The sequence below is a fragment of the Noviherbaspirillum cavernae genome, from assembly GCF_003590875.1.
In the GTDB taxonomy this organism is placed as follows: Bacteria; Pseudomonadota; Gammaproteobacteria; order Burkholderiales; family Burkholderiaceae_D; genus Noviherbaspirillum; species Noviherbaspirillum cavernae.
In genome coordinates this window covers 764053-787963 of the sequence record NZ_QYUN01000002.1, presented here as the reverse complement: position 1 = coordinate 787963, position 23911 = coordinate 764053, and the positions used below count along the sequence as shown (strand labels likewise).

Here is a 23911-nt window from a genome sequence, read left to right as displayed (position 1 = left end):
CATGTTGAGCGCGCTCGAACATCAGTTTCGCAAACGGGCCAGCAAGTGGCTGATGCGCTCGCGCGAGGTCGAACCGGGCGAAGTGTTCCTGCATCAGCGCCGCGTGTACATCATGCCGACGCATCCCGGTCTGATGTTCTGCGTGATGCTGTTCGTGCTGTTCATCGGCGCGATCAATTACAACATCAGCCTCGGCTTCGGCTTCACCTTCCTGCTTGCCGCCTGCGCGCTGATCGACATGCACCTCACCTTCCGCAATCTGGCGCACCTGTCGCTGTCCGCCGGGCGCGCCGCGCCGGTCTTCGCGGGCGAGGATGCGCAATTCGAACTGCATCTCATCAATCGCCGCAAGCACGGCCGCTATGCGATCTGGCTCGATTTCGTCGGCGAAGGCTTGCCGAACGTCGATCAGGCCGCCGACGTCGCGGCGCTGTCAACGCACAGCGTCGTGCTGTCCACGCCGGCGCGCCAGCGTGGCTGGCTGGCCGCGCCGCGCGTGCGATTGCAAACCCGTTTCCCGCTCGGCTTGCTGCGCGCGTGGAGCTACTGGCAACCGGATGCGCGGGTATTGGTGTATCCGCAGCCGGAAGAGAACGCCCCGCCGCTGCCGCTGTCCGAGGCAGAGAAAAAGGATGGGCAGGGACAGGCGGGGCAGGACGATTTCGCCGGCATCCGCAACTATCAGGCGGGCGATTCCCTGAAGCGCCTCGCATGGCGGCAGATCGCCAAACTCGATGTCGATCTGGGCGGCGCGCTGGTCACCAAGTATTTCGAAGGCGGCGCGGCAGTCGAGTTCGCACTCGACTTCGACCGTCTGCCGAACAGGCTGGACCAGGAACTGAAACTGTCGCGCATGACGCGCTGGGTGATCGAGGCGGAAGCGCGCGGTGTGCCGTATGCATTCCGGCTCGGTGACACCGTGCTCACAGCCGCACTCGGCCCGGCACACCGGGAAGCGTGCCTGCATGCGCTGGCGATGTATCCGGAGACGTGATGGAAAAATCCGGCGCGCCTTCGCTGATGCGGCCGTTCATGCGGCGAATCACGCAACCACTGTCGCGCGACAAGTCCGACACGCTGTTGCTGCTTGCCACCTGCGTGCTGGTGCTGGCGCCGCATGCCGGACACCTGCCGGCATGGATCGTGGCCGCCTGCTCCGCCATCCTGCTGTGGCGCGGCTGGGTCACGTTTCGCGGCCATCGCATGCCGTCGCGCAATCTGCTGGTGCCGATTGCCGTACTCACCATGGCTGCCGTGTACTGGCATTACAAGACCATCTTCGGGCGCGAAGCCGGCGTGGCGATGCTGGTGTTGCTGCTGACCTTCAAGCTGCTGGAGATGCACGCCAGGCGCGACCTGTTCGTGGTGCTGTTCCTGGGTTTCTTTCTGGTGCTGGCGAGCTTCTTCTATTCGCAATCCATCGGCGCGGCACTGATGACGATTGCGGCAACCGTCGCGATTCTCACCACGCAACTGTCGTTTCAGTACACCGGCGTGGTGCCGCCGTTTGCACAGCGGCTGCGTCTCGGCGCATTCATCCTGCTGCTTGCCGCACCGCTCACGCTGGTGCTGTTCCTGCTGTTCCCGCGCATTCAGGGGCCGCTGTGGGGCATGCCGGTCGATGCGCAAAGCGCGCGCACCGGCTTGTCCGACAACATGTCGCCCGGGGCTATCTCCCGGCTCGCGCAATCGGATGACATCGCCTTCCGCGCGAAATTCGTCGATCCGCCACCGCCCAAATCCAGACTGTATTGGCGCGGCCCGGTGCTGGGCAGCTACAACGGACGGACGTGGACGCCGCTGCAAGTGCGCCTGAAAACGAATCGACCGATCGTCATCAAGTCACACGGTACGCCGCTGCGCTACCAGGTCACGCTGGAGCCAAGCAATCAGCGCTGGCTGTTCGCACTGGAACTGCCGCAGACGCCGCCGGTCTTGCGCGACAATGCGTCCGCGTTCGGCCCCAACCTCGAACTCCTTGCCAGCTCGCCGATCAATGAGCGCGTGCGCTATGACGCCGCATCCGTCCTCGATTTCGAGCTGCAGCCGCAGGAGTCGGCAACCGCATTGCGACTGTGGCTGGACTTGCCGCAAGGCTTCAATCCGCGCACTCGCGAACTTGCCGCAACACTGCGCAAGCGATCCAGTGACAATGCCGAAATGGTCAATGCGGTGCTGCGCTTCTTCCGCGAAGAGAAATTCCGCTACACGCTGGAGCCGCCCGTGCTCGGCACGCATGCGGTCGACGAGTTTCTGTTCGATACGCGCGCCGGCTTTTGCGAACACTACTCCAGTGCCTTCGTCGTGCTGATGCGCGCGATGGGCATCCCGGCACGCGTCGTGACCGGCTACCAGGGCGGCGAAATCAATCCGGCCGACGGCTACATGACGATCCGTCAATCCGATGCGCATGCGTGGGCCGAAGTGTGGCTCGCCAATCGCGGCTGGGTGCGCGTCGATCCGACTGCAGCGGTGTCCCCGGCCCGCATCGAAATGAACCTGACAAGCGTGATCCCGCGCCGGACATTGGGCGGATTGATCACGCTCGATGCCGGACAGAATTCATGGCTGGCAAAATGGCAAGCATTGCGCCAGAACTGGGATGCGGTGACGAATGCCTGGAATCAATGGGTCTTGAACTACACGCCCGACAAGCAAAGAAGCCTGATCCAGTCGCTCGGTTTCGACTCGGCCGATTGGCGCACATTGACGGGCTTGCTGGCCGTCGCCGCCAGCATCGTGCTAGCAATCGTCGTATTGCCGCTGATGTGGAATCGCCCGCAGTTCGATCCGGTCGAGGCCGTCTACCGCACGCTGTGCCGGCGCATGGCGCGACTGGGATGCGCGAGACTGGCCCATGAAGGCCCGCGTGCCTGGCGCGACCGCCTGAGCGCAAGCGATTCGCCGCTCGCTCCCGAGAGAAGAGCGGCTGTTGCACGCTTTCTCGACAGCTATGAACGCGCCAGATACGGCACAATGAGCAAAGACGCGTCTGCCGTCGTTTCCAACCTCAAATCCCTACTTGCTGAATGCCGATGATTTCCCCCAAGCTTCCCAAATACGCAGCCTGCCTCTCCGCACTCCTGCTTGCCGTTTCGACCACCGCCTGTGCAGGTCCCAAGCCGGCCACGGAAAAATCCGCAGGCAATGCCAAGGCACGCAAGGCATCGGTCAAACAGGACGACGCCGGTGAATTCACCAATTTCAGCCAGTGGAAAAACGTATCTGACTTCATCGACCAGATGGTCGCCAGACATGATTTCAATCGCGCCGAACTTGAAGCGGTCTTCCAGAAGACGCGTTATGTGGAAACCGCAATTCAACTGATGAAACCGGCACCGCCCGGCAAACCCAAAAACTGGCGCGCCTACCACGCCCGCTTTGTGGAACCGGTCCGCATCAATGCCGGCATCGCGTTCTGGAGCACCTACACGGATGCGTTGGCACGCGCAGAGGAGCAGTACGGCGTCCCCGCCGAAATCATCGTCGGCATCATCGGCGTGGAAACCGTGTACGGCCGCAATACCGGCAATTTCCGCGTGCTGGACGCGATCACGACACTCGCATTCGACTATCCCAACACGCCGACGCGTCAGGCGCGGATGAATTACTTCCGTGGCGAACTGGAGAACACGCTGCTGTTCGCGCGCGAATCGGGCATCGCTCCGTTCTTGCTGTACGGCTCCTATGCGGGCGCGATCGGGTGGCCGCAATTCATGCCCGGCAGCATCCGCAAATTCGCCGTGGACTTCGACGGCGACGGCAAGATCGACCTGCGCAATTCGCCGGTCGATGCCATCGGCAGCGTTGCCCACTTCCTGGTCGAGCATGGCTGGCAACGCGGCGAGCCGATGGTCTTTCCCGCAACAATTGCGGAGAGCGAAGGCAATCGCGGCTGGGACATGTTCATCGGCCAGGGACTGGAAGCCAAATTCACTCTCGATGAGTTGAAGGCCGCCGGCGTGACGCCCGGCGTCGAACCGCCGGCCGGCATGAAGTTCGGCCTGGTCGATCTGCAGAATGGGCAGGAACCGACCGAGTACTGGCTGGGTGCGGCCAATTTCTTTGCCATCACGCAATACAACCGCAGCTTCTTCTATGCGATGTCGGTAATCGAATTGGGGAAGGCGGTACGCACAGCGCGCAGCCGCTAAGGAAGGGCGCAAACGTTTTTTCGCAAGAATATGCGAGGCGGATGGCAGGGTGCGCCATGCGCACCATTACCGCCGGCGCACGCATTGGTGCGCATGGCGCACCCTGCCGAGCGCAAGGTTTGGAATGCGTTACCCCAATACGTTCCCGCGCCAAGCCATCGAACAACGAACCGATACCAAAACAAGGCCCGTATGCCAACACCCCGTCCCCCGATTCCACTGGCCGATTACCAGCGCATTTTCCGCGTCCTGAAAACCGTGCTCGACGCGACCGACGCCGACACCCCGCATCCATCCGTTTTTTTCAGCGTGGCCGGCGCGCACCTGGTCGAGCAGATCTACAAGAAGAAGTGCCAGCCCGTCGCCGGCGCCGCTTTCTACAGGATGGACGATGCGGCCGGCACCATTCTGTCGTTCGCCGACCGCAATGCGGCGCATGATGCGCTCAGTTCCGACAAGGGATTTCACTGCTGGATTCTGTGTGACGGCCACGTCATCGATTTCACGGCGCCGCTGTTCCGCGAGTCGCTGCAGGCGCGAGGCGTTGCAGGAAACCATGCGCGGAAGATGTTCCAGAAACCGCTGCAGTCGCTGGCGGATTCGCCACTGTTGATGCGCGAACCGGGCGACTTCTACATGCTGCCGAACGTGGACTTGACTCGCGAAATTCTGGAGAAGTTTTTCGCCAGGGACGATGCGGCGGACTTGCTGAATGTGTGCACGCACTGGTACAGGAAGCCGCCGAAGGATATCCCGCGAGAGGCGTCGATGGCACGCAACGACGGCAGCGAGACACGCATGACACTGAGCGGCATTTCGCTGGTCGGCGCCTGGTAAGCCGCCCGATGGCAGCTTGCCGTCAACGCGCCGGAGCCTGCGCGGCTCCGGCCATTTCCGTCTTTACTGCTTCTTCACCAGCGCGCATTTCGAATCCGCCAGCTTGGTGAACGCCTCCTCGCCCGGAATGGTGGCAACCGTTTTCAGATAGTCCCACGGCTTCTTCGACTCGGCCGGCGTCTTCACCCGCATCAGGTACATGTCGTGGATGTAACGGCCATCCTGGCGGATGTAGCCCTTGGCGTAGAAGTCGTCCAGCTTCATCTTCTTCAGCTCGGCCATGACCTTGTCGGCATCATCGGTGCCGGCGGCATTCACCGCCTTCAGGTAGGTTGCCGTTACCGAATAGTCGGCGGCCTGATGCGTACTCGGCATCTTCTTCATCTTCGCGAAAAAGCGGTTGGCAAACTTGCGCGACGCATCGTCCTTGTCCCAGTACCAGCTGTCCGTCATCATCAGGTCCTGCGCCACCGACAAGCCGAGTCCATGGATGTCGTTGATCGTCATCAGCAGGCCTGCGAGCTTCATGTTTCTGGTCAAGCCGAAATCGTTCGCAGCCTTGATCGAGTTGATGGTGTCGGCACCCGCATTCGCCAGTCCGAGCACCTGCGCCTTGGATCCCTGCGCCTGCAGCAGGAACGAGGACATGTCGTTCGCATTGGGCGGATGCTTGACCGATCCCAGCACGGTGCCGCCGCTGGCCTTCACCACTTCGCTGGTGTCGTTGAACAGCGAAGCGCCGAACGCGTAATCGGCCACCAGGAAGTACCAGGCCTTGCCGCCTGTGGCGACGACCGCCGAACCCGTGCCCTTGGCCAACGCGACAGTGTCGTACTCGTAGTGAATCGTGTACGGCGTGCAATCCTCGTTCGTCAGGCGCGCGGTCGCGGCGCCGACATTGAAATAGACACGCTTCTTGTCGGCGATGACCTTGTTCATCGCCAGACCGGCAGCGGAATTCACGCCGCCGATCAGCATCTTGAGATCCTGCTGATCGATCCATTCGCGCGTTCTCGCTGCGGCGGTGTCGGCCTTGTTCTGATGGTCGGCTGACAGCACCTCGATCTTGCGTCCCAGAACCGTGCCGCCCGCATCTTCCACTGCCATCTTGATCGCTTCCAGGCCGCCCGCGCCATCCGTGTCCGCGTAGGGACCGGACATGTCGGTGATAAAGCCGATGCGAAACGGCTCCTTCGAGGACTGCGCCTGCGCGTGCGCCGACACGAGGCAAAGCATTGTTGCCGCAGCAGCGAGTGTGGTCAGTGAATTGCGGAACGGGATTTTCATCGTTATCTCCTGTTATCGGGCTGTCGTGATGCCCTTTGTTGTTGTCGAACAATATGAAGCAAAAACGGATGACGGTGTGATTCGTTGCTGCCGACGGCTTTGCGTGCCGCCCCTACTTACCTTCTTCCAGAATCTTGACCGCAAAATCGACCCGCACATCCTTCGCCGCCACCATCGTGCGTACCACCCGGTCGATATCCCTGCCCTTCGCACCCGCCGCGATCGCGATATTGCGCGCGTGCAGCGCCATGTGCCCGCGCTGAATGCCTTCAGTGGCGAGCGCACGGAGCGCCCCCATGTTCTGCGCCAGACCGACCGCAACCGCGACTTCCGCCAGGTCCTGCGCCGACGTGGTTTGCATGATCTTCAGCGACAGCCTTGCCAGCGGATGCGTCTTGGTCGCCCCGCCCACCAGGCCGACCGGCATCGGCATCTCTATCGTGCCGACCAGGTCGCCGCTCGCGGATATCTCCCAGGTTGTCAGCGACGTGTAGCTGCCATTGCGGCAGGCATAGGCATGTGCGCCCGCCTCGACCGCGCGCCAGTCGTTGCCGGTCGCGATGATGACCGGATCGATGCCGTTCATGATGCCCTTGTTGTGAGTGGCGGCGCGATAGGGATCGACTGCGGCAAAGGTGTAGGCGTCGACGATCCCGTTGATGACTTCATGTCCGCTGTAGTCCTTGCTGTCGAGCTGCGCGGCAGAGACCTGCACGCGCGCCCGCGCCAATCGCAGATCCGCGAGGTTGGAAAGGATGCGCAGCCGTACCTTGCCGCCGGTGATTGCTTCGACGCGGCTTGCGACCGCTTCGGCCATCGTGTTGACGGTGTTGGCGCCCATCGCATCGCGTACATCCACGATGAGGTGCATGACCACCATCGGCCCGCGCGGCGTTTCCGGGAAGACATGCACTTCGATATCCCTGCAGCCGCCGCCCAGACCGATCAGGACCTTGTCGCGGCTGTTGGCGATGTCGATGATCTCCTGCCGCTTGTTGAGCAATGCATGCCGCGCACCGAATGGATCGGCCAGGCCCATGATCTGCACCTGGGCGCGCATCAGCGGGCCGGTGCTCGAGGTCTGGAAGCCGCCCGATTCGCGAATCAATTTGGCCATGTAGGACGCCGCTGCAACGACGGAAGGCTCCTCGACAACCATCGGCACCAGCACATCGCGGCCATTGATCTGGAAGTAGCCGGCCACCGCGTACGGCAGTTCGAACTTGCCGATCACGTTCTCGATCATGCCGTTTGCGGTCTCGAGCGGCAGCGCGCCCGACTCGGCAAGCAGCGCACGCTCGTCGGCGCTCAACCCGGCCTTGTCAACGATTTCATTGAGGCGTTGCGCCGGTTCAAGCGCGCGAAAGTTGGGCAATCGCGAATCGACTGTCATTTGCATGTCTCCTGAGGTTGGCCAAGCCTTTCGCACCGGGAAGTGCGCGGCTTGATGTTTCAGAAGAGTCTAGTGGCCGAACAGCTGGCACACTATGTGTTATTCGCACATATTTCCGATAATTTCATGTGATTATTTTCAAGCTTCGCGAGGCGGACGTGCCAGATGCTGCTGTGCTCAATACGCGCAAAAACCGACAGACCATGAATGGATATGCCTGAATTTGAAGGGGATTTTTACGGCGCCCATGCTGTCGAGATCGCCCGATCTCGCACAGATATTGCTGCAACGCAGAAGAAGTCATCAACTTGAACAGTGAAAGGCAGGCAATGATGAATCAGCCACCTCCGCATCGCGAGTCGGCGAACGACACCGCACTCGGGAAGGAAATCGTCACCCTCCTCTACCAGAACGCCGGGAAAGAAGCGTTCGCCCGCCTGCAAGAGCGCATAGCCGCGGCATCGCAAGACACGGCCGGCCGCGAGTTCCTGCTCCAGAGCGTGCAAATGGCCATGACGATACGCGAGCGATTCGAGGACTATCAGCAGCGCGAACGCGGCTTGAACGCCGTCATCGAGACGGCCCATGATCTCACCGCGATTCGCGACCTCGACCGCGCCCTGCAGGCGATCGTCCAGCGCGCGCGCAAGCTGATGGGTGCCGACATCGGCTATCTGTCCATCCATGACAGGGAACAGGGCGACTTCTATGTGCGCGCGACAGACGGCGCGTTCTCGGAGAATTTCAAGAAGATACGCGTTCCTCATGACGTCGGGATCTGCGGCTACGTCGCGCGGAACAAGTCGCCCTACAGTTCGGCGGAATACGGCAAGGACCCCCGGTTTTCGCATGCCGCCCCCATCGATACGGCAGTCACCGAAGAAGGCATCAAGTCCATTCTCGGCGTCCCGCTGCTGTCGGGCAGCGATGTGACCGGCGTGCTGTTCGTCGGCGACCGCTATGTGCGCTCCTACAACGCATGGGAGATGTCGATCCTCTCCACCCTTGCCGCCCACGCCTCGGTCGCAATCGAAAACGCCCGCCTGTTCGAGCAGACCCGGATCGCGCTCAAGCAGGCTGGCGACGCCAACGCGCTGCTCAAGAAGCAAACCGCCGACACGCAAATTGCAGCCGAGGCGCACGAGCAACTGACTTCGCTCGTTGCGAGAGGCGGCGGATTGAAGGACATTTGCGAGATGGCGGCGAACATGCTCGAAGGCCATGTCAGTGTGATCGACGAAGGCGAACAGCTGATTTGCGCATCCACCGCCGACGCCTTCGAACCTGTCGACAAAGATCATGGCGAGCCGCGGGCGCAAGCGGTGCTGAATACGCACCAGGACAAGATACACGCAGCGCTCGTCGAGAGCAGGATGATCGGCCGCTCGGTGACTGCGTTTGCGACGCCCGCCGAGACCTGTCGCGTGTCAGCCGTCGTCGGCAACCGTGGCCTTCTCGGCGGCCTGGTCATCCGCACTGCACGCGAGCTGAACGAGCTTGCGGTGCGCATTTTCGAACGCAGTTCCATGGTCACCGGCGTGGTGCTGCTTTCGCAGGAACGCAGCGACTACGCCGCAAGGCAGGAGATCCCGGCGATCTTTCGCGGCCTCCTGAGCAATCCCCAGCACAATCTCGCCAGGTTGTCGGAACAGGCTGCACACCATGGCCTGCGGCTGTCCAAACCTCTCTGTCTTGCCGTGATACAAACGGAAGACGGCAAGAGCAGTTATATGCTGAAGAAGATGCAGGCTTCCTTTCGGATTGCCAACACCTTGTTCGATGAAATCGACGGCGCCATTGTGCTTGTTTCCGGCATGACGACACATGGTGAACTGCGGAAGGCATTGCAGCTTTTCATCGGCAGGGAAGTTCGCCAGCCCGTCACCGGGATCATCTCCAAACCCGTGGCGCAGGCCACTGCACTGCCCGAGTGCTACCAGTCGATGATACGCTGCCTGTCCACGCTGAATGCGCTCGGCCGCGCCGGGTCGATTTATCTTGAACAGGAATTGACGCTCTACGCGTTCCTGTTCGAGAAGCGCAGCGCCGAGGATATCGACGCCTTTATGTCATCGGCCCTTGGCAAGCTTTACCAGGAAGGCAAGCAACGCAAGACGGAACTGGCCCGCACACTGCTTTCCTATCTGGACCACGGCCACAACGCGCGCGCTGCGGCGAGCGAGCAAAACATCCATATCAACACATTGCGACAGAGACTCGATGCGATCAATGCGCTCCTCGGAAACTGGAACGAAGGAAACCGCGCTCTTGAGATACACGTCGCGCTGCGCCTGTGGCGGCTGCGGGAAGACGCATGACTGCCAATCCCCTGACCCGACGGACTGGATAGGTGATCCCATCTTCTGCGTTAACTCTTCTGCGTTAACGCACAGAGTCACCCTGTAACGGCTTCAGCGTCGCAAACTCGATCTGCACCGTCTCCGCGCCGTCCGTCAGCCATACCTGACCGTCCTGGATCGTGCATTGCAGGCGCATCGTGCGCTGTGCCAGTTTTGCCAGCGCGAGACTGGCATCCTGCGGCAGGTTGCGCACCCACAGATTCCTGGCACGCGCGACTTTGCCGGCAATCTGATTCCACCAGATGCCGCTCGTGGCGCTGTAGCTGTAGACGATCACCTGCTCCGAGCGGCCACAGGCTTTGAGAATGCTTTTTTCATCGGGTTGGCCGACATCGATCCAGAGATCGATCGCACCGGTCAAATCCTTTTGCCACAGGTCGGGTTCATCGTCCGCACTCAACCCCTTGCCGAATGCAAGCGCGTCATTCGCATGCAGAGCGAATGCCAGCAGGCGCACCATCATGCGCTCATCGGTTTCCGAAGGATGGCGCGCGATCGTCAATGCGTGGTCGGCGTAATAGTGCCGATCCATGTCGGCGATCTGCAGGTCTGCTTTGAAAATGGTTGCTTTCAGTGCCATGGTAAATCGCGGCCGGCTCTTGTCCGGGCACACTTGAATATATGAGTTGAAAACTGCTTCTGCAGGAAAGCCGGCATCGGGAATGATTGCATAATGCAGTCTTGCCGCCGGCACGCCAAATCGGCACGGCGTGAACAATAACGGAAATCACCATGCAAACGCAATCCGGCATCAGCGCCAACAATGAATTTATCGCGGCAACCCGAGTATGGCTTGAGAAGGCGGTGATCGGACTGAATCTCTGTCCGTTTGCCAAGGCTGTCCACATCAAGAATCAGATCCGCTACGCGGTCAGCGCGGCACAAAGCGCTGAAGAGTTGCAGGCCGATCTTGTTTCGGAACTACGCACGCTGGCAGCAGCCGATCCGGATCAGATCGACACGACGCTGCTGATCCACCCGCAGGTGCTGAACGATTTTCTCGACTACAACGATTTCCTGGATGTGGTCGACGCCACTATCGATGAACTTGGACTCGCCGGCGACATCCAGATAGCCAGTTTCCATCCTGACTATCAATTTGCAGGCACTGCCGCAGACGATATCGAGAACCATACCAACCGCTCGCCTTATCCGATGCTGCATTTGCTGCGCGAAGCCAGCGTCGAACGCGCCGTTGCGGCTTTCCCGGATGCATCCGAAATTTTTGAAAGGAATATGCAAACCATGCGCCAGCTTGGTGCAGACGGATGGCAACGCCTTGGAGTCGCCAGAAAACCCGAGAACAGAAACGACGAGCCAACGAACTAATAGTTAAGCAATTGCTCCAAAAGCTAATCGTCTTGTCATGCAATGCCTGTCATGACAAGGAAATGGTTGGCACATCATCTCGCCATTGAAATTGCGAATTCTCAAAATCGAATCAAAACCGCTGGTTAAAATTCAATTGAATAAATGCAATTTACGCGAATGTTGAATATGCATATCGATATGCATGATTTTTATTGCGAGACGCACTACTTATAACGGCAATGAGCGAGAAACGTTGGCAGGCGGGTAACTGATGCAAACATTCCATTTTTTGGGCTTCTGCCGCATTTTCGGAATTGTTTTAAAATATTTCTTATGTGCAACAACAATTGGTAATTTTACTGCTATTGCCGATTTGAAAATGTTGCTCTTCTGAAAATGCTCCAAGCCAAGCCTTAAGCGTTTTCCCTGTACAATAACTTGCAATATGGAACTACCAAGATTATGACAACCCAACCAGGCAATGCCATGAACAGCACACGACTCGCGGATCAAGTCGCTTACGATCCCAACAACCTGCTGGACGCGCTCATCGAGAAACTCAATCTCAAAAATGATGCCGCTTTGTCAAGAGCACTTGAAGTCGCACCGCCTGTCATCAGCAAGATTCGCCATCGCAGGCTGCCGGTTGGTGCATCATTGCTCATCCGCATGCATGAAGTCAGCGACCTCAGCATCAAGGATTTGCGCACCCTCATGGGTGATCGTCGCGAAAAATTCCGTATCAGCGACAAGCAGTTCAAACCGAAAGAAGGCGGCATCGAGCACCACGAATAAGATGCCCGGCCTCGAGATGCGCTTCCCTGTTATGCAGGGAAGACGCCTGTAGACAGGTAGCGGTCGCCGCGATCGCAAACAATGAACACGATTGTGGCGTTCTCGACAGTTTGCGAAATCCGCAGCGCCACCTCACATGCACCGGCGGCAGAAATGCCGCAAAAAATCCCCTCTTCCACTGCCATCCGGCGTGCCATATGTTCAGCAGCCGCCTGTGACACGTATTCCAGTCGATCGACATTGGACTTGTCGTAAATCTTCGGCAAATAGGCTTCCGGCCATTTTCTGATTCCCGGAATCTGCGAGCCTTCGTCGGGTTGAGCACCGATGATCTCGATCTGCGGATTCTTTTCCTTCAGATAGCGCGATACGCCCATGATGGTGCCCGTGGTACCCATTGCACTGACAAAATGCGTGATGCGCCCATCCGTGTCACGCCAGATTTCCGGTCCCGTACCCTCATAGTGCGAACGCGGATTATCGGGATTGGCGAACTGGTCGAGGATGATGCCCCGCCCTTCTTTCTGCATCTGCTCAGCCAGATCTCGTGCATATTCCATGCCGCCGGCCTTCGGCGTCAGAACGATCTTCGCGCCGTAAGCCGCCATGCTTTGCCGTCTTTCCTCGCTCAGATTTTCCGGCATGAGCAACACCATCTTGTATCCGCGCATCGCTGCCGCCATGGCCAACGCAATCCCCGTGTTGCCACTGGTCGCCTCGATCAGCGTGTCGCCGGGGCGAATATCGCCGCGCGCTTCTGCATGCTTGATCATTGACAAGGCTGGGCGATCCTTGACCGATCCAGCAGGGTTATTGCCTTCCAGCTTGCCGAGAATGACATTGTTGCGACGCGCCGCATCTTCTCCCGGAATCCGCTTCAGCTGCACCAGCGGAGTATTTCCAATAGTGTCTTCAATAGTAAGGTAAGGCATGTTGGGTATCGTCGTGCTTTAATTAAAGCACTATTCTAATCGGAGACGCTTGGCGGCGTTTGGCGAAGCCGACATCGTCGCCTCATAAAAAAACCCCGCGACTCACGCCGCAGGGTTTTCGCATAGTCGAAACTGATTACTTTTTTGTGTCGTCTTTCTTCGCTGTCCCGGACGATTTCGCATCCTTGCCGGCGCCTGCTGCCGGCTTGGAGTCGGCTGGTTTGGCTTCCTTGGTATCGGCCGGTTTTACCTCCTTGCTGCCATTCGCGGCAGGCTTCGCCTCTTTCTTGCCGGCTGTGGCGGCAGAGGCTGACTTCGGCTTGTTTTGACCATTGACAGTCAGACCCGCCTCGGAAAATTTCTCGGAGTTCTTGTCACCGATACCCTTCACGCGATTTTCAAGATCCGCCCAGTCCTTGAAGTTGCCATTCTTCTTGCGTTCATCAAGAATGGCCTTCGACGTCGTCGGGCCGATGCCTTTGACACCATCGAGTGCGGCTTGATCTGCCTTGTTGACATCGACTTGTGCAAATGCAAAACCCATTGTCGCGATCATCGTTGCGACGGCTAATAGCAGCTTCTTGAGCATTTGATTTTCTCTCCACGTTTGGTTGAGTAACCTGGGGCTACAGGATGGGATTACGCCCTGCTGCATTTAACGGATATTGGTTGAAACCGTTGACATCATGTCATCGCACGTCATCGGAACGGCAATGTGTTATCCGAAAAGCTCTTCTTTCGTAACTGTTGCCGTACCCAATTTCCCAACCACAATTCCGCCTGCGCGATTCGCCACAGGCACGGCATCAACGAGCGACATGCCCGCGCCAAGCATGGTTGCCAGCGTTGCAATCACAGTATCGCCTGCACCAGAGACGTCGTACACTTCCCGCGCCATCGCAGGGGTATGCATGACTTCCCGCTCCGTATAGAGCGTCATACCTTCCTCGGAACGTGTCAGCAGCAGTGCGTCCAGATCAAGGGATGCGCGCAGCTGTTGCGCCTTTGATGTCAGTTCCTCCTCGTTTTTCCACGAGCCGACAATGTGACGCAATTCGGCCTTGTTGGGCGTCAGGATGGAAGCCCCCTTGTAGCGCGAAAAGTCCTCACCCTTTGGATCCACCAGCACACATTTACCCAGCGCCTTTGCCGACGCGATCATTTCCAGGACATTCACCAATCCACCCTTGGCATAATCGGAAAGCACGATCACGTCGTACTCGGGCAGCAGAGCATTGAACTGCGTAAGCTTGTCACGCAAGACGGCATCGGTCGGCGGCTTCTCGAAATCGATACGCAGCAATTGCTGCTGGCGGCCGATGACGCGCAGCTTGATGATCGTGGATACCGCGGCATCCCGGTTCAGGTAGCTGGCGACTCCCAGATCGGCGAGCAGTTGTTGCACGGTGTCTCCTGCCTCGTCATTGCCGACGATGCCAAGCACACCGGCGTTTGCGCCAAGTGCAGCGGCATTGCGCGCCACGTTTGCAGCCCCGCCGAGGCGTTCCTCGCGACGCTCGATACGTACGACCGGCACCGGCGCTTCCGGGGATATGCGGCTGACATCGCCGAACCAGTAGCGGTCCAGCATCACATCGCCCACGACGAGAATGCGTGGAGCGCTCAAGAGATTGGGCATCATGGTTTCAGAAAATATTCGCTCAAAACAGGTCAATCAGGCGCATCTGGGTTGGCGCATCGTTGTTGACGCAATGGATCAATTCATCACATTGAGTTCTTCCGTGCGGCGCGGCGGGTACGTTTCCCAATGGCTGCAGCCCGGGCATTGCCAGTAGAACTGGCGCGCCTTGAATCCGCAATGGCTGCATTGATAGCGTGCCAGTCTCTGGGTATAACCGTGCACGAGATTCTTGACCATCGACAGTTCCGGCCATATATCCGGCGGCGCGTCCATGAGGCGCACCTCAAGCAGCTTGTCCAGGCCAAGCAGCGTCGGCGTGCGACGCACCTCGTCACTGACCAGCTGCTTCGCCGCATCCATGCCGTCGAGCTCGGCCACCGCCTTGAACAGCACTTCGAGCACATCGATGGATGCTGTTTCAGCCAGATAGTTTTTCAAGAGGTTCACGCCTTCCTGCGACCGCCCCACCGCGCGATATCCATCCATCAGGCGGCTGGCGACCAGCGCGGCGTGCAGCACGCTCTGATGCTCGACCCTTCGCCAGGCAAGCAGCGCGGCTTCAATGTCAGCCTTGGCAAGATACGCATCGCCCATCAACAAGGTTGCACGTACATTCGTGCGATCCGTGGCCAGCGCCTTGTCAAGCAAGTGCAGAGCGGCATCGGGATGCGTATGCACCAGTTCATCCTGCGCCAACTCGCAATAGAACTGCGCAATCTCCTTCTGCCGTCCGCCGGCACCGGATTCCTGTAATGCGAGCGCTGCTTCAATGGCCCGCGGCCATTCCTTTTCGCGCTGATAAATTTCGAGCAGCGCACGCCGCGCTTGCGCGCTGTATTGCGTGTCGACCAGCTTGTTGAACGTTTCTTCGGCCCGGTCAAGCAGCCCCGCCTTCAGATAGTCCTGCCCCAACTCATACTGGGAGTGCACTTGATGTTCAAGCGGCAGATCGGGCCGCGCCAGCAGGTTCTGGTGCACACGAATTGCGCGCTCGATTTCACCGCGGCGGCGAAACAGATTACCGAGCGCAAAATGCAACTCCACGGTTTCCGGATCGAGCTTGACGATCTCGATAAACGCATCGATCGCCTTGTCCGGCTGTTCATTCAACAGAAAATTCAGGCCTTTGAAGTAACCCCGCGGCAAACTGCGCGACTCCGATACCAATTGCTTGATATCGACTCGTGCCGCAATCCACCCGAGACTGAAAAAAACCGGAATGGCAAGCAGCCACCAGATTTCGAATTCCATGCGTTTCTTTTGCTTGTTATTGGTCGATTATTTGCTCACAACACTGTCGGGTTGCGGCGGTTGAGTTCGTGCCAACCGTTGTGCATCCTGCTCCTGCTGCATCGTCTCAATGGTCTTCTTCTGCGCCGACAAATTCCGCCGGCTGCGGAACATGGTCGGCATCATTGCAAGCACGCCGAGCGCGGCGCCGGCGACAAAAAAGCCGAGCAGCAGAAGCACCAACGGACCGCGCACTTCATAGTCAAAGAAAAAGCGTAACGCGGCTTCCTGCGTGTTCTTTAATGCAAAGCCGAAAAACACAACAAAGAGCAGCGCCCACAAGACTCGGGAAATCAATTTCATGGCACGGATTCCTTATTGATTGTTGTTGTCTGGCATTGCGAAATTCCTGTCGAATGCGGGGAAGAAATCAGTTGAAATTGTACGCGAAAAAAAACGGCATCCGAGGATGCCGTTTCATTGTCACTGCCAACAACTCAGTCTTCCTTGATTGGTTGTCCAACCATGGCGTCCACGCGTTCGCGCAACTCCTTGCCGGGCTTGAAGTGCGGCACCCGCTTTTCGGGCACCATCACCTTGTCGCCGGATTTGGGGTTGCGACCGATCCGCGGCGGACGACTATTGAGCGCAAAACTGCCGAAACCACGAATCTCGATGCGCTGACCGCTTGCCAAGGCATCTGCCATGGCATCGAGAATGGTTTTCACCGCATAATCCGCATCCTTTGCAACCAGTTGCGGATAACGCTCGGCCAAGCGGGCAATCAGCTCCGACTTTGTCATTTACGGACCCGACTCGCTTACTGCTTGTTGTCGAGCTTGGCCTTCAACAATGCGCCGAGGCTGGTCGTACCGGAAGCGGCATTGGAGTCGCTCGACATCTTCTGCATGGCTTCTTGCGTGTCGGCATTGTCCTTCGCCTTGATCGACAACTGGATGCTGCGAGCCTTGCGGTCGATGTTGATGACCATGGCTTCGACCTTGTCACCCACCTTCAGGTGCGTACCAGCATCTTCCACGCGATCGCGGGAGATTTCGGAAGCACGCAGATAGCCTTCGACTTCTTCGTTCAATGCAATGACCGCGCCTTTCGGCTCGACCGACTTCACCGTACCATTCACGATCGATCCCTTGTCGTTCAGTGCAGCGAAGTTGTTGAACGGATCGCCTTCGAGCTGTTTGACGCCCAGCGAAACGCGCTCGCGTTCGACGTCGATTGCCAGCACGACAGCTTCCAGCTCGTCGCCTTTCTTGAACTTGCGGACAGCTTCTTCGCCGGCTTCGGTCCAGGACAGATCGGACAGGTGCACCAGACCATCGATGTTGCCTGACAGGCCGATGAACACGCCGAAGTCGGTGATCGACTTGATTGCGCCCTTGACCTTGTCGCCCTTCTTGTGGCTCATCGCGAAGTCATCCCACGGATTGGCCTTGCATTGCTTCATGCCGAGGCTGATACGGCGACGCTCTTCGTCGATTTCCAGAACCATGACTTCGACTTCGTCGCCCAGCTGTACAACCTTGTTCGGAGCCACGTTCTTGTTGGTCCAGTCCATTTCGGACACGTGCACCAGGCCTTCGATGCCTTGTTCGACTTCCACGAACGCGCCGTAGTCGGTCAGGTTGGTGACCTTGCCGAACAGGCGTGTGCCTTGCGGATAACGACGGGACAAACCGGTCCACGGATCGTCGCCCAGCTGCTTGACGCCCAGCGAAACGCGGTTCTTCTCTTGATCGTACTTGAGGACCTTGGCGGTGATTTCCTGACCGACGGTGAGCACTTCCGACGGGTGACGAACACGGCGCCATGCGAGGTCGGTGATGTGCAACAGGCCGTCGATGCCGCCGAGGTCAACGAACGCACCGTAGTCGGTGATGTTCTTGACGATACCGGTGACGATCGTGCCTTCTTTCAGGGTTTCCATCAGCTTGGCGCGCTCTTCGCCCATCGATGCTTCGATGACGGCGCGGCGGGACAGCACAACGTTGTTGCGCTTGCGGTCCAGCTTGATGACCTTGAATTCCAGGGTCTTGCCTTCGTACGGCGTGGTGTCCTTGACCGGACGGGTGTCGACCAGCGAGCCCGGCAGGAAGGCACGAATGCCGTTGGTCAGAACGGTCAGGCCGCCCTTGACCTTGCCATTGACGGTGCCTGTCACGATTTCGCCGGACTCCATCGCTTTTTCCAGCGAGAGCCACGAGGCGAGGCGCTTGGCCTTGTCGCGCGACAGGATCGTGTCGCCGAAGCCGTTTTCCAGCGATTCGATGGCGACGGAGATGTAGTCCCCTACCTGAACTTCGAGTTCGCCATTATCGTTTTTGAATTCTTCAATGGGGATGAACGCTTCGGATTTCAGGCCAGCGTTCACGATCACGAAGTTGTGGTCGAGACGGACGACTTCGGCGGAGATGACTTCGCCGGAGCGCATGTCTTGACGCGACAATGACTCTTCGAAAAGGGCTGCGAAACTTTCGAAGCCAGCAGATGCAGGGGAAGTGGAAACAGTAGACATAGGTTTAAAAAGGTTGGCCAATACCAATCGCGTGTCTTGAAACGATCGACATTGGGTCAGGTTTATCAACACCCGCTCGGCATTGCGTCAGGACGGGCACCAATCGTGTTACAACAGCAGGCGCAAATCACGCCGACTTCTTTACTGCCGCATACCAGCGAAGCACCTGTTCGACCGCCTGCTCGACTGTCATATCCGATGTATCCAGCAAATATGCGCCTTCCGCAGGCTTGAGTGGCGCAACTGCGCGATTCGAATCGCGCGCATCACGTTCTTTCAAATCCTTGAGAAGGTCTTCCATACTAGCAGAAAAACCCTTGTCAATCAATTGCTTATAGCGTCTTGATGCACGCGCCTCCACGCTTGCCGTGAGGAATACCTTCAGCGTGGCATGCGGAAAAATGACGGTACCCATATCCCGTCCATCAGCTACCAGACCGGGGGGCATGCGAAATCCGTGCTGCAATCCGGCCAGCGCATGCCGCACTGCGGGCAACGCTGCAATTTTCGAAGCAAAGTTGCCAACTTCCTCGGCCCGGATGGCGTTTGACACTTCCTCGTTTCCCAGCCAGATCTCATGGCCGAGAAACTTGCAAGGCAATTTCTCCGCAAGTTTTGCAAGCGCATGCTCATCGGCCAATGGCGTCTGGTGCCGCAATGCCGTCAACGCCGTCAGCCGATACAACGCGCCGGAATCCAGAAAATGAAACCCGAGATGCTGGGCAACCCGATGCGCAACCGTGCCTTTGCCGGAGGCGGTCGGGCCGTCGATCGTGATGACAGGAACGTTGTGCGAATTCATTATCAGAAGAGAATTTAAAACAAGTCGTTGCGGGCAATCTTCGCAAACGCATCAAAATAGTCCGGGAATGTCTTGGCGACACATTTCGGATCGTTGATGCGAATCGTGTTGCCTCTGCGTACTGTTCCTGTCAACGAAGCCAAGGAAAAGCACATCGCCATTCGATGGTCGTCGTAAGTATCGATCGCCGCAGCGCGGATTTCCGCCGGTGGCGTGATGCGTAAATAATCCGCCCCCTCTTCGACTGCCGCTCCCAGCTTGCGCAACTCGGTTGCCATGGCCGCAATACGGTCGGTTTCCTTCACACGCCAGCTGGCGATGTTGCGCAAGGTACTGACACCATCGGCGTACAAGGCAGCCACCGCAATCGTCATCGCGGCATCGGGGATATGGTTGAAATCGGCATCGATTGCCTTCAGCACTCCGTTCGACTTTGCCACGATCCAGTTATCGCCCATCGTGATGGTCGCGCCCATCTGCTCCAGTGCCTCGACAAAGCGCACATCGCCCTGGATACTGTCCTTGCCGACGCCTTCCACGCGCACCGGGCCGCCTGCGATCGCGCCGGCGGCCAGATAATAGGAGGCTGAAGATGCGTCGCCTTCGACATGAATGGTGCCCGGGCTGACGTATCGTTGACCGGTCGGCACCGTGAACGATTGCCAGCCATCGCGCTCCACGACAACGCCGAAGCGGCGCATCAGATTCAACGTGATTTCAATATACGGCTTGGAAATCAGTTCGCCGATCACATCGATGGTGACGGGTTCGTCTTTCACCATCAACGGCGCAGCCATCAGCAGCGCGGTCAGGAACTGGCTCGACACATTGCCGCGCACCTGCATTCGCTGCGCATGAATCCGTCCGCGCTGAATGTGCAATGGCGGGTAGCCTTGCTCGCCGGTGTAGCTGATTCTCGTGCCGATCGCATTCAACGCATCCACCAGATCGCCGATCGGACGTTCATGCATGCGCGACACGCCATGCAAAGTGTAATCGCCACCGATCACCGCCAACGCAGCGGTCAACGGCCTGATCGCCGTGCCGGCGTTGCCCATGAATAAATCGGCCTGATGCACCGGCAGGACACCATTCGCGCCGTGCACGATGTACTGCTGCGTTTCGCCGACCTGTTCCCAACGGATGCCCAACTCTTGCAGCGCCATCAGCATCACGTGCGTGTCATCGGACGCGAGCAGATCGAAAATCCGTGTCGTACCGTGTGCAAGTGCTGCGAGCAGCAAGGTGCGATTGGAAATGCTCTTCGAGCCCGGCAGCCGCACCGAGCCCTCTGCCTTTGCCGCAGCCTGCAGATCAAGATGATGAGGATAATGCTTCATTAGTCGCCGCCTTGTTTGCCTTGTTTTTCCGCAGCCTCGATCGTGCGAACCCAGTTGTGCCGCGCCTGCTGCGCATTCGCGTAAATCGACTCGATTGCAGCGGCATCTCCCGCCGCCAGCATGGCCCGCAATTGCGCCAGTTGCGCCATGTAGGCGTCCAGTTCCTGCAGCAATGCCGCCTGGTTGGCCAGAGAAATATCGCGCCACATCTCCGGCGACGATCCCGCGATCCGAGTGAAGTCGCGAAATCCGCTGGCGGCGTATTGAAACAGCACATCGGCGTGCGGCTTCCTGGCGATGTCGTCAACTAGTGCGTAGGCCAGCAAATGCGGCAAGTGGCTCACCGAGGCAAATACCCGGTCATGTTCCTGCGATGTCAGCCGATGGATGATGGCACCGCATTGCCTCCATGCATTGGCGACCCGCTCGACATCGGCCGGTGCATTCTCGGGCAGCGGTGCCAGCACCACTTTCTTGCCGACATAAAGATCGACAATCGCGGCATCAGGTCCGTTCAATTCGCGCCCTGCAATCGGATGTCCGGGAACGAACTGTGCGATTTTTTCCCGAAGCGCCCTGCAAGCCGCCGCAACCACATCGGTCTTGGTGCTGCCGGCATCGGTGACGACCGTTTCCGGCTGAAGATGCGGCTCGATGGATGCGAGTATCGCCTCGGTCTGCGCGACGGGCGCTGCGATCAATACGAGGTCCGCACCGCGAACCGCGTCGGCGCTCGATGTACAGATCACGTCGATGATGCCGAGTTCCTTCGCGCGCTCCAGTGAGGCAATTGTCCGACCGACGCCGATGATCTGCTCAACAGCACCGGCCTTCTTGAGCGCGAGAGCAAATGACCCACCGATCAGGCCGACGCCGAAAATGGCAATTTTTTTCAACACGTGAACGCCGTCAACAGGAAACTCAGGTCAGCGCTTTCTTCAGCGCCGCGATAAAAATCTCGTTTTCTTCCGGCAGGCCAATCGAAATGCGCAACCATTGCGGCAAACCGTAGTTGCCGACCGGACGAACGATCACGCCTTGCTTGAGCAGTGCCAGATTGACGTCGGCACCGGCGCTGTCGTCATCGCCGACCTTGACCAGCACGAAATTGCCGCAGGATGGCACGTATTCCAGATCCATCGCCTCGAATGCCGCCGTCAATTGCCGATATCCGTCGGCATTCATCCGTGCACTTTTCTGCAGGAAGTCTGTGTCGTTCAACGCAGCAATTGCCGCGGCTTGCGCGAGGGAATTGACGTTGAACGGCTGGCGAATGCGATTGAGCAGATCGGTAACCACAGGCTGAGCGATGCCGAATCCGACACGCAAGCCCGCCAATCCATAGGCCTTCGACATCGTGCGGGACACAAGAAGATTCGGATACTGCTTCACCCATGCAATCGATTCATATTGCAGTTCCGGCGCGAGGTATTCGTTATACGCCTCGTCCAGCACGACCACCACATGCGATGGCACGGCCTTCAGGAACGCTTCGATCTCGCTTGCCGGAAGGAAGGTGCCTGTCGGATTGTTCGGATTTGCAATGAAAATCAGTCTTGTATCGGCACCGATCGCCTCGCTCATCGCCGCCAGATCATGGCCGAAATCCTTCGCCTGCACCACGATTGCACGACCGCCAACTGCTTGTGTCGCCAGTGCATAGACCGCAAACGAATATTCCGCATAGATGACCGACTGGCCCGGCTGCACGAATGCATGCGCGGCGAGTTCGAGAATATCGTTACTGCCATTACCCAGCGTGATCCAGTCAGGCGACACGCCGTATTTGGTGGTAATCGACTGCTTCAACTCGAAGCCGTTTGCGTCGGGGTAGCGACCGACCTCGGCGGCGGCATCGAACATTGCCCGCTTCGCCGACTCCGGCATCCCGAGCGGATTTTCATTGGAGGCGAGCTTGACGATTTTTGCTTCGTCAAGGCCGAATTCGCGTGCGACTTCCGCAATCGGCTTTCCACTCTGATAAGGAGCGATTGCGCGTACGTATTCCGGACCGAACTGAATAGACATGATGAATTCCCAACTAGATATCGTTCAAAACGCCGTGACGCATGTCACGCTGAATGCATTGTTCAAGCGCGACTTTCAACCACGCTCCAAACAACGATGATCACAGGCCGAAAGGATAGGAACCAAGCACCTTGAAGAAGGCCGCATTGAGCTTCAACTCCGCCAATGCGGTTGCAACTTTCTCATCCTGCGCATGGCCTTCGATATCGACGTAAAAATAATATTCCCACGTACCCATGCGCGCCGGACGCGACTCGAAACGCGTCATCGACACGCCATGGCTCGCGAGCGGCGCCAGCATGTTGTATACCGCACCGGCCTTGTTCGGCACGGCCAACACCAGCGAGGTGTGATCCTTGCCACTCGGCGCCGGTTGCATGCGCCCAATGACCACGAACCTCGTGCGGTTATGCGGATCATCCTGGACATGCGCCTGAACGACGCCCAACGCATACTTCTTGCCAGCAATCTCGCCGGCGATGGCGGCGGCGGTCGGGTCGTCGCCGGCGATGCGCGCCGCTTCGCCATTGGAGGCAACTGCCTGGCGCTCGATGTTCGGATAATGCTGATTCAACCATGCCTGACATTGCGCAAGCGCCTGTGAATGGGCGCAAACGCGCTTGATTCCCTCCATCGATCCGCTTCTGCTCATCAGGCTGTGATGGATCGGGATGGAAATTTCACCGCTGATCGACAAGGTCGTTTGCAGCAGCAGATCAAGTGTGCGATTGATTGCGCCTTCGGTGGAATTCTCCAGCGGAACAACGCCGAAATCCGCAGTACCCGCCTCCACTGCACGGAATACCTCATCGATCGAGACGCACGGCATGCCCTCGACCGCATGGCCGAACTGCTGATATACCGCTTGTTCGCTGAATGTGCCGACGGGGCCGAGATACGCAACATTGACTCGTCGCTCCAACGCGCGGCACGATGACATGATTTCGCGAAAAATCGTCTGGATATCTCCGGCGTCCAACGGCCCTGGATTGCGATCCGCCACGCTGCGCAAGACCTGTGCCTCGCGCTCGGGCCGGAATACCGGCGCATTAGTTTCGGCCTTCACATGACCGACTTGCTGCGCGATCAGTGCGCGCCGGTTCAGCAAATCGAGAATTTGCGCATCGATCGCGTCGATTTGTTCACGCAGGGGTTTAAGCTTGTCGTCCGTCATCATCTATCGTAGTCACTTCGCGCCCTCTCGCAAGGAAAAGCCGGAATGGGGTGGTGCCGCAGCAAAACTCGCTTAAGGCTACGTTGAATAAGT

General features: G+C 58.5%; 22 protein-coding genes. 7 read left to right on the top strand and 15 right to left on the bottom strand.

Annotated elements, in window-relative coordinates:
- Position 1 precedes the first annotated feature (1 nt).
- The 4 genes from D3870_RS03820 to D3870_RS03805 all read left to right on the top strand — a co-directional run bounded on the left by D3870_RS03820 (position 2) and on the right by D3870_RS03805 (position 4991).
- A complete protein-coding gene (locus D3870_RS03820; RefSeq protein WP_119736799.1) occupies positions 2-994 on the top strand; it encodes a DUF58 domain-containing protein in 993 nt (330 codons plus the stop codon).
- Positions 994-3039, top strand: coding sequence for a transglutaminase TgpA family protein (locus tag D3870_RS03815; protein WP_242489853.1), 2046 nt, complete (start codon positions 994-996; stop codon positions 3037-3039). The genes D3870_RS03820 and D3870_RS03815 overlap by 1 nt, the downstream gene beginning before the upstream one ends.
- Complete coding sequence (gene mltB, locus D3870_RS03810; RefSeq protein ID WP_119736797.1) at positions 3030-4154, top strand: lytic murein transglycosylase B; 1125 nt, start codon at positions 3030-3032, stop codon at positions 4152-4154. Before D3870_RS03815 ends, mltB begins: the two co-directional genes overlap by 10 nt.
- Positions 4155-4346: 192 nt before the next feature.
- Positions 4347-4991 (top strand): DUF2026 family protein, encoded by a 645-nt coding sequence (locus D3870_RS03805; protein WP_158590369.1) that lies wholly within the window; start codon positions 4347-4349, stop codon positions 4989-4991.
- A 63-nt stretch (positions 4992-5054) separates the two neighbouring features.
- On the opposite strand, the gene D3870_RS03800 is transcribed toward D3870_RS03805, so the two are convergent.
- Together D3870_RS03800 and D3870_RS03795 are read right to left on the bottom strand one after the other, a co-directional pair.
- Positions 5055-6278, bottom strand: a complete 1224-nt coding sequence (locus tag D3870_RS03800; protein ID WP_119736793.1) for an ABC transporter substrate-binding protein — start codon at positions 6276-6278, stop codon at positions 5055-5057.
- A gap of 112 nt (positions 6279-6390) precedes the next feature.
- Positions 6391-7677, bottom strand: a complete 1287-nt coding sequence (locus D3870_RS03795; protein ID WP_277986326.1) for a hydroxymethylglutaryl-CoA reductase, degradative — start codon at positions 7675-7677, stop codon at positions 6391-6393.
- Positions 7678-8003: 326 nt separating this feature from the next.
- Between D3870_RS03795 and D3870_RS03790 the strand changes: the two genes are divergently transcribed.
- A complete protein-coding gene (locus D3870_RS03790; RefSeq protein WP_158590368.1) occupies positions 8004-9989 on the top strand; it encodes a helix-turn-helix domain-containing protein in 1986 nt (661 codons plus the stop codon).
- A 64-nt stretch (positions 9990-10053) separates the two neighbouring features.
- Here the strand turns inward: D3870_RS03790 and D3870_RS03785 are convergent, their stop codons facing one another.
- A complete protein-coding gene (locus D3870_RS03785) occupies positions 10054-10611 on the bottom strand; it encodes a YaeQ family protein (protein WP_119741639.1) in 558 nt (185 codons plus the stop codon).
- A gap of 152 nt (positions 10612-10763) precedes the next feature.
- On the opposite strand from D3870_RS03785, the gene D3870_RS03780 reads away from it, so the two are divergent.
- Both D3870_RS03780 and D3870_RS03775 read left to right on the top strand, forming a co-directional pair.
- The gene (locus tag D3870_RS03780) at positions 10764-11360 is read left to right on the top strand and encodes a DUF1415 domain-containing protein (RefSeq protein WP_119736788.1); all 597 of its coding nucleotides are present in this window, start codon (positions 10764-10766) and stop codon (positions 11358-11360) included.
- Positions 11361-11804: 444 nt separating this feature from the next.
- Positions 11805-12137 carry a hypothetical protein gene (locus D3870_RS03775; RefSeq protein ID WP_199710724.1) on the top strand — a complete coding sequence of 111 codons (333 nt, stop codon included), beginning with the start codon at positions 11805-11807 and terminating at the stop codon, positions 12135-12137.
- 29 nt (positions 12138-12166) lie between these two features.
- Here D3870_RS03775 and cysM read toward each other — a convergent pair whose 3' ends face one another.
- The 12 genes from cysM to pheA all read right to left on the bottom strand — a co-directional run bounded on the left by cysM (position 12167) and on the right by pheA (position 23818).
- Positions 12167-13069 (bottom strand): cysteine synthase CysM, encoded by a 903-nt coding sequence (cysM, locus tag D3870_RS03770; protein WP_119736785.1) that lies wholly within the window; start codon positions 13067-13069, stop codon positions 12167-12169.
- Positions 13070-13205: 136 nt separating this feature from the next.
- Positions 13206-13724, bottom strand: coding sequence for a ComEA family DNA-binding protein (locus tag D3870_RS03765; protein ID WP_340638433.1), 519 nt, complete (start codon positions 13722-13724; stop codon positions 13206-13208).
- 63 nt (positions 13725-13787) lie between these two features.
- Positions 13788-14711, bottom strand: a complete 924-nt coding sequence (rfaE1, locus tag D3870_RS03760; protein WP_119736781.1) for a D-glycero-beta-D-manno-heptose-7-phosphate kinase — start codon at positions 14709-14711, stop codon at positions 13788-13790.
- 75 nt (positions 14712-14786) lie between these two features.
- On the bottom strand, positions 14787-15962 hold the full coding sequence (lapB, locus tag D3870_RS03755; protein ID WP_119736780.1) for a lipopolysaccharide assembly protein LapB: 1176 nt from the start codon (positions 15960-15962) through the stop codon (positions 14787-14789).
- 27 nt (positions 15963-15989) lie between these two features.
- Positions 15990-16304: a LapA family protein gene (locus tag D3870_RS03750; RefSeq protein ID WP_119736778.1), complete on the bottom strand. Its 315-nt coding sequence runs from the start codon at positions 16302-16304 to the stop codon at positions 15990-15992.
- 134 nt (positions 16305-16438) lie between these two features.
- On the bottom strand, positions 16439-16744 hold the full coding sequence (locus D3870_RS03745; RefSeq protein ID WP_019141733.1) for an integration host factor subunit beta: 306 nt from the start codon (positions 16742-16744) through the stop codon (positions 16439-16441).
- Positions 16745-16761: 17 nt separating this feature from the next.
- Complete coding sequence (gene rpsA, locus D3870_RS03740) at positions 16762-18474, bottom strand: 30S ribosomal protein S1 (protein ID WP_119736776.1); 1713 nt, start codon at positions 18472-18474, stop codon at positions 16762-16764.
- Positions 18475-18601: 127 nt separating this feature from the next.
- Positions 18602-19276 carry a (d)CMP kinase gene (cmk, locus tag D3870_RS03735; protein ID WP_119736774.1) on the bottom strand — a complete coding sequence of 225 codons (675 nt, stop codon included), beginning with the start codon at positions 19274-19276 and terminating at the stop codon, positions 18602-18604.
- Positions 19277-19290: 14 nt separating this feature from the next.
- A complete protein-coding gene (aroA, locus tag D3870_RS03730; protein ID WP_119736773.1) occupies positions 19291-20616 on the bottom strand; it encodes a 3-phosphoshikimate 1-carboxyvinyltransferase in 1326 nt (441 codons plus the stop codon).
- Positions 20616-21515: a prephenate dehydrogenase gene (locus tag D3870_RS03725; RefSeq protein WP_242489852.1), complete on the bottom strand. Its 900-nt coding sequence runs from the start codon at positions 21513-21515 to the stop codon at positions 20616-20618. Before D3870_RS03725 ends, aroA begins: the two co-directional genes overlap by 1 nt.
- Before the next feature lie 22 nt (positions 21516-21537).
- Positions 21538-22644, bottom strand: a complete 1107-nt coding sequence (gene hisC / locus D3870_RS03720) for a histidinol-phosphate transaminase (protein ID WP_119736771.1) — start codon at positions 22642-22644, stop codon at positions 21538-21540.
- 100 nt (positions 22645-22744) lie between these two features.
- On the bottom strand, positions 22745-23818 hold the full coding sequence (pheA, locus tag D3870_RS03715) for a prephenate dehydratase (RefSeq protein WP_119741635.1): 1074 nt from the start codon (positions 23816-23818) through the stop codon (positions 22745-22747).
- Positions 23819-23911 lie beyond the last annotated feature (93 nt).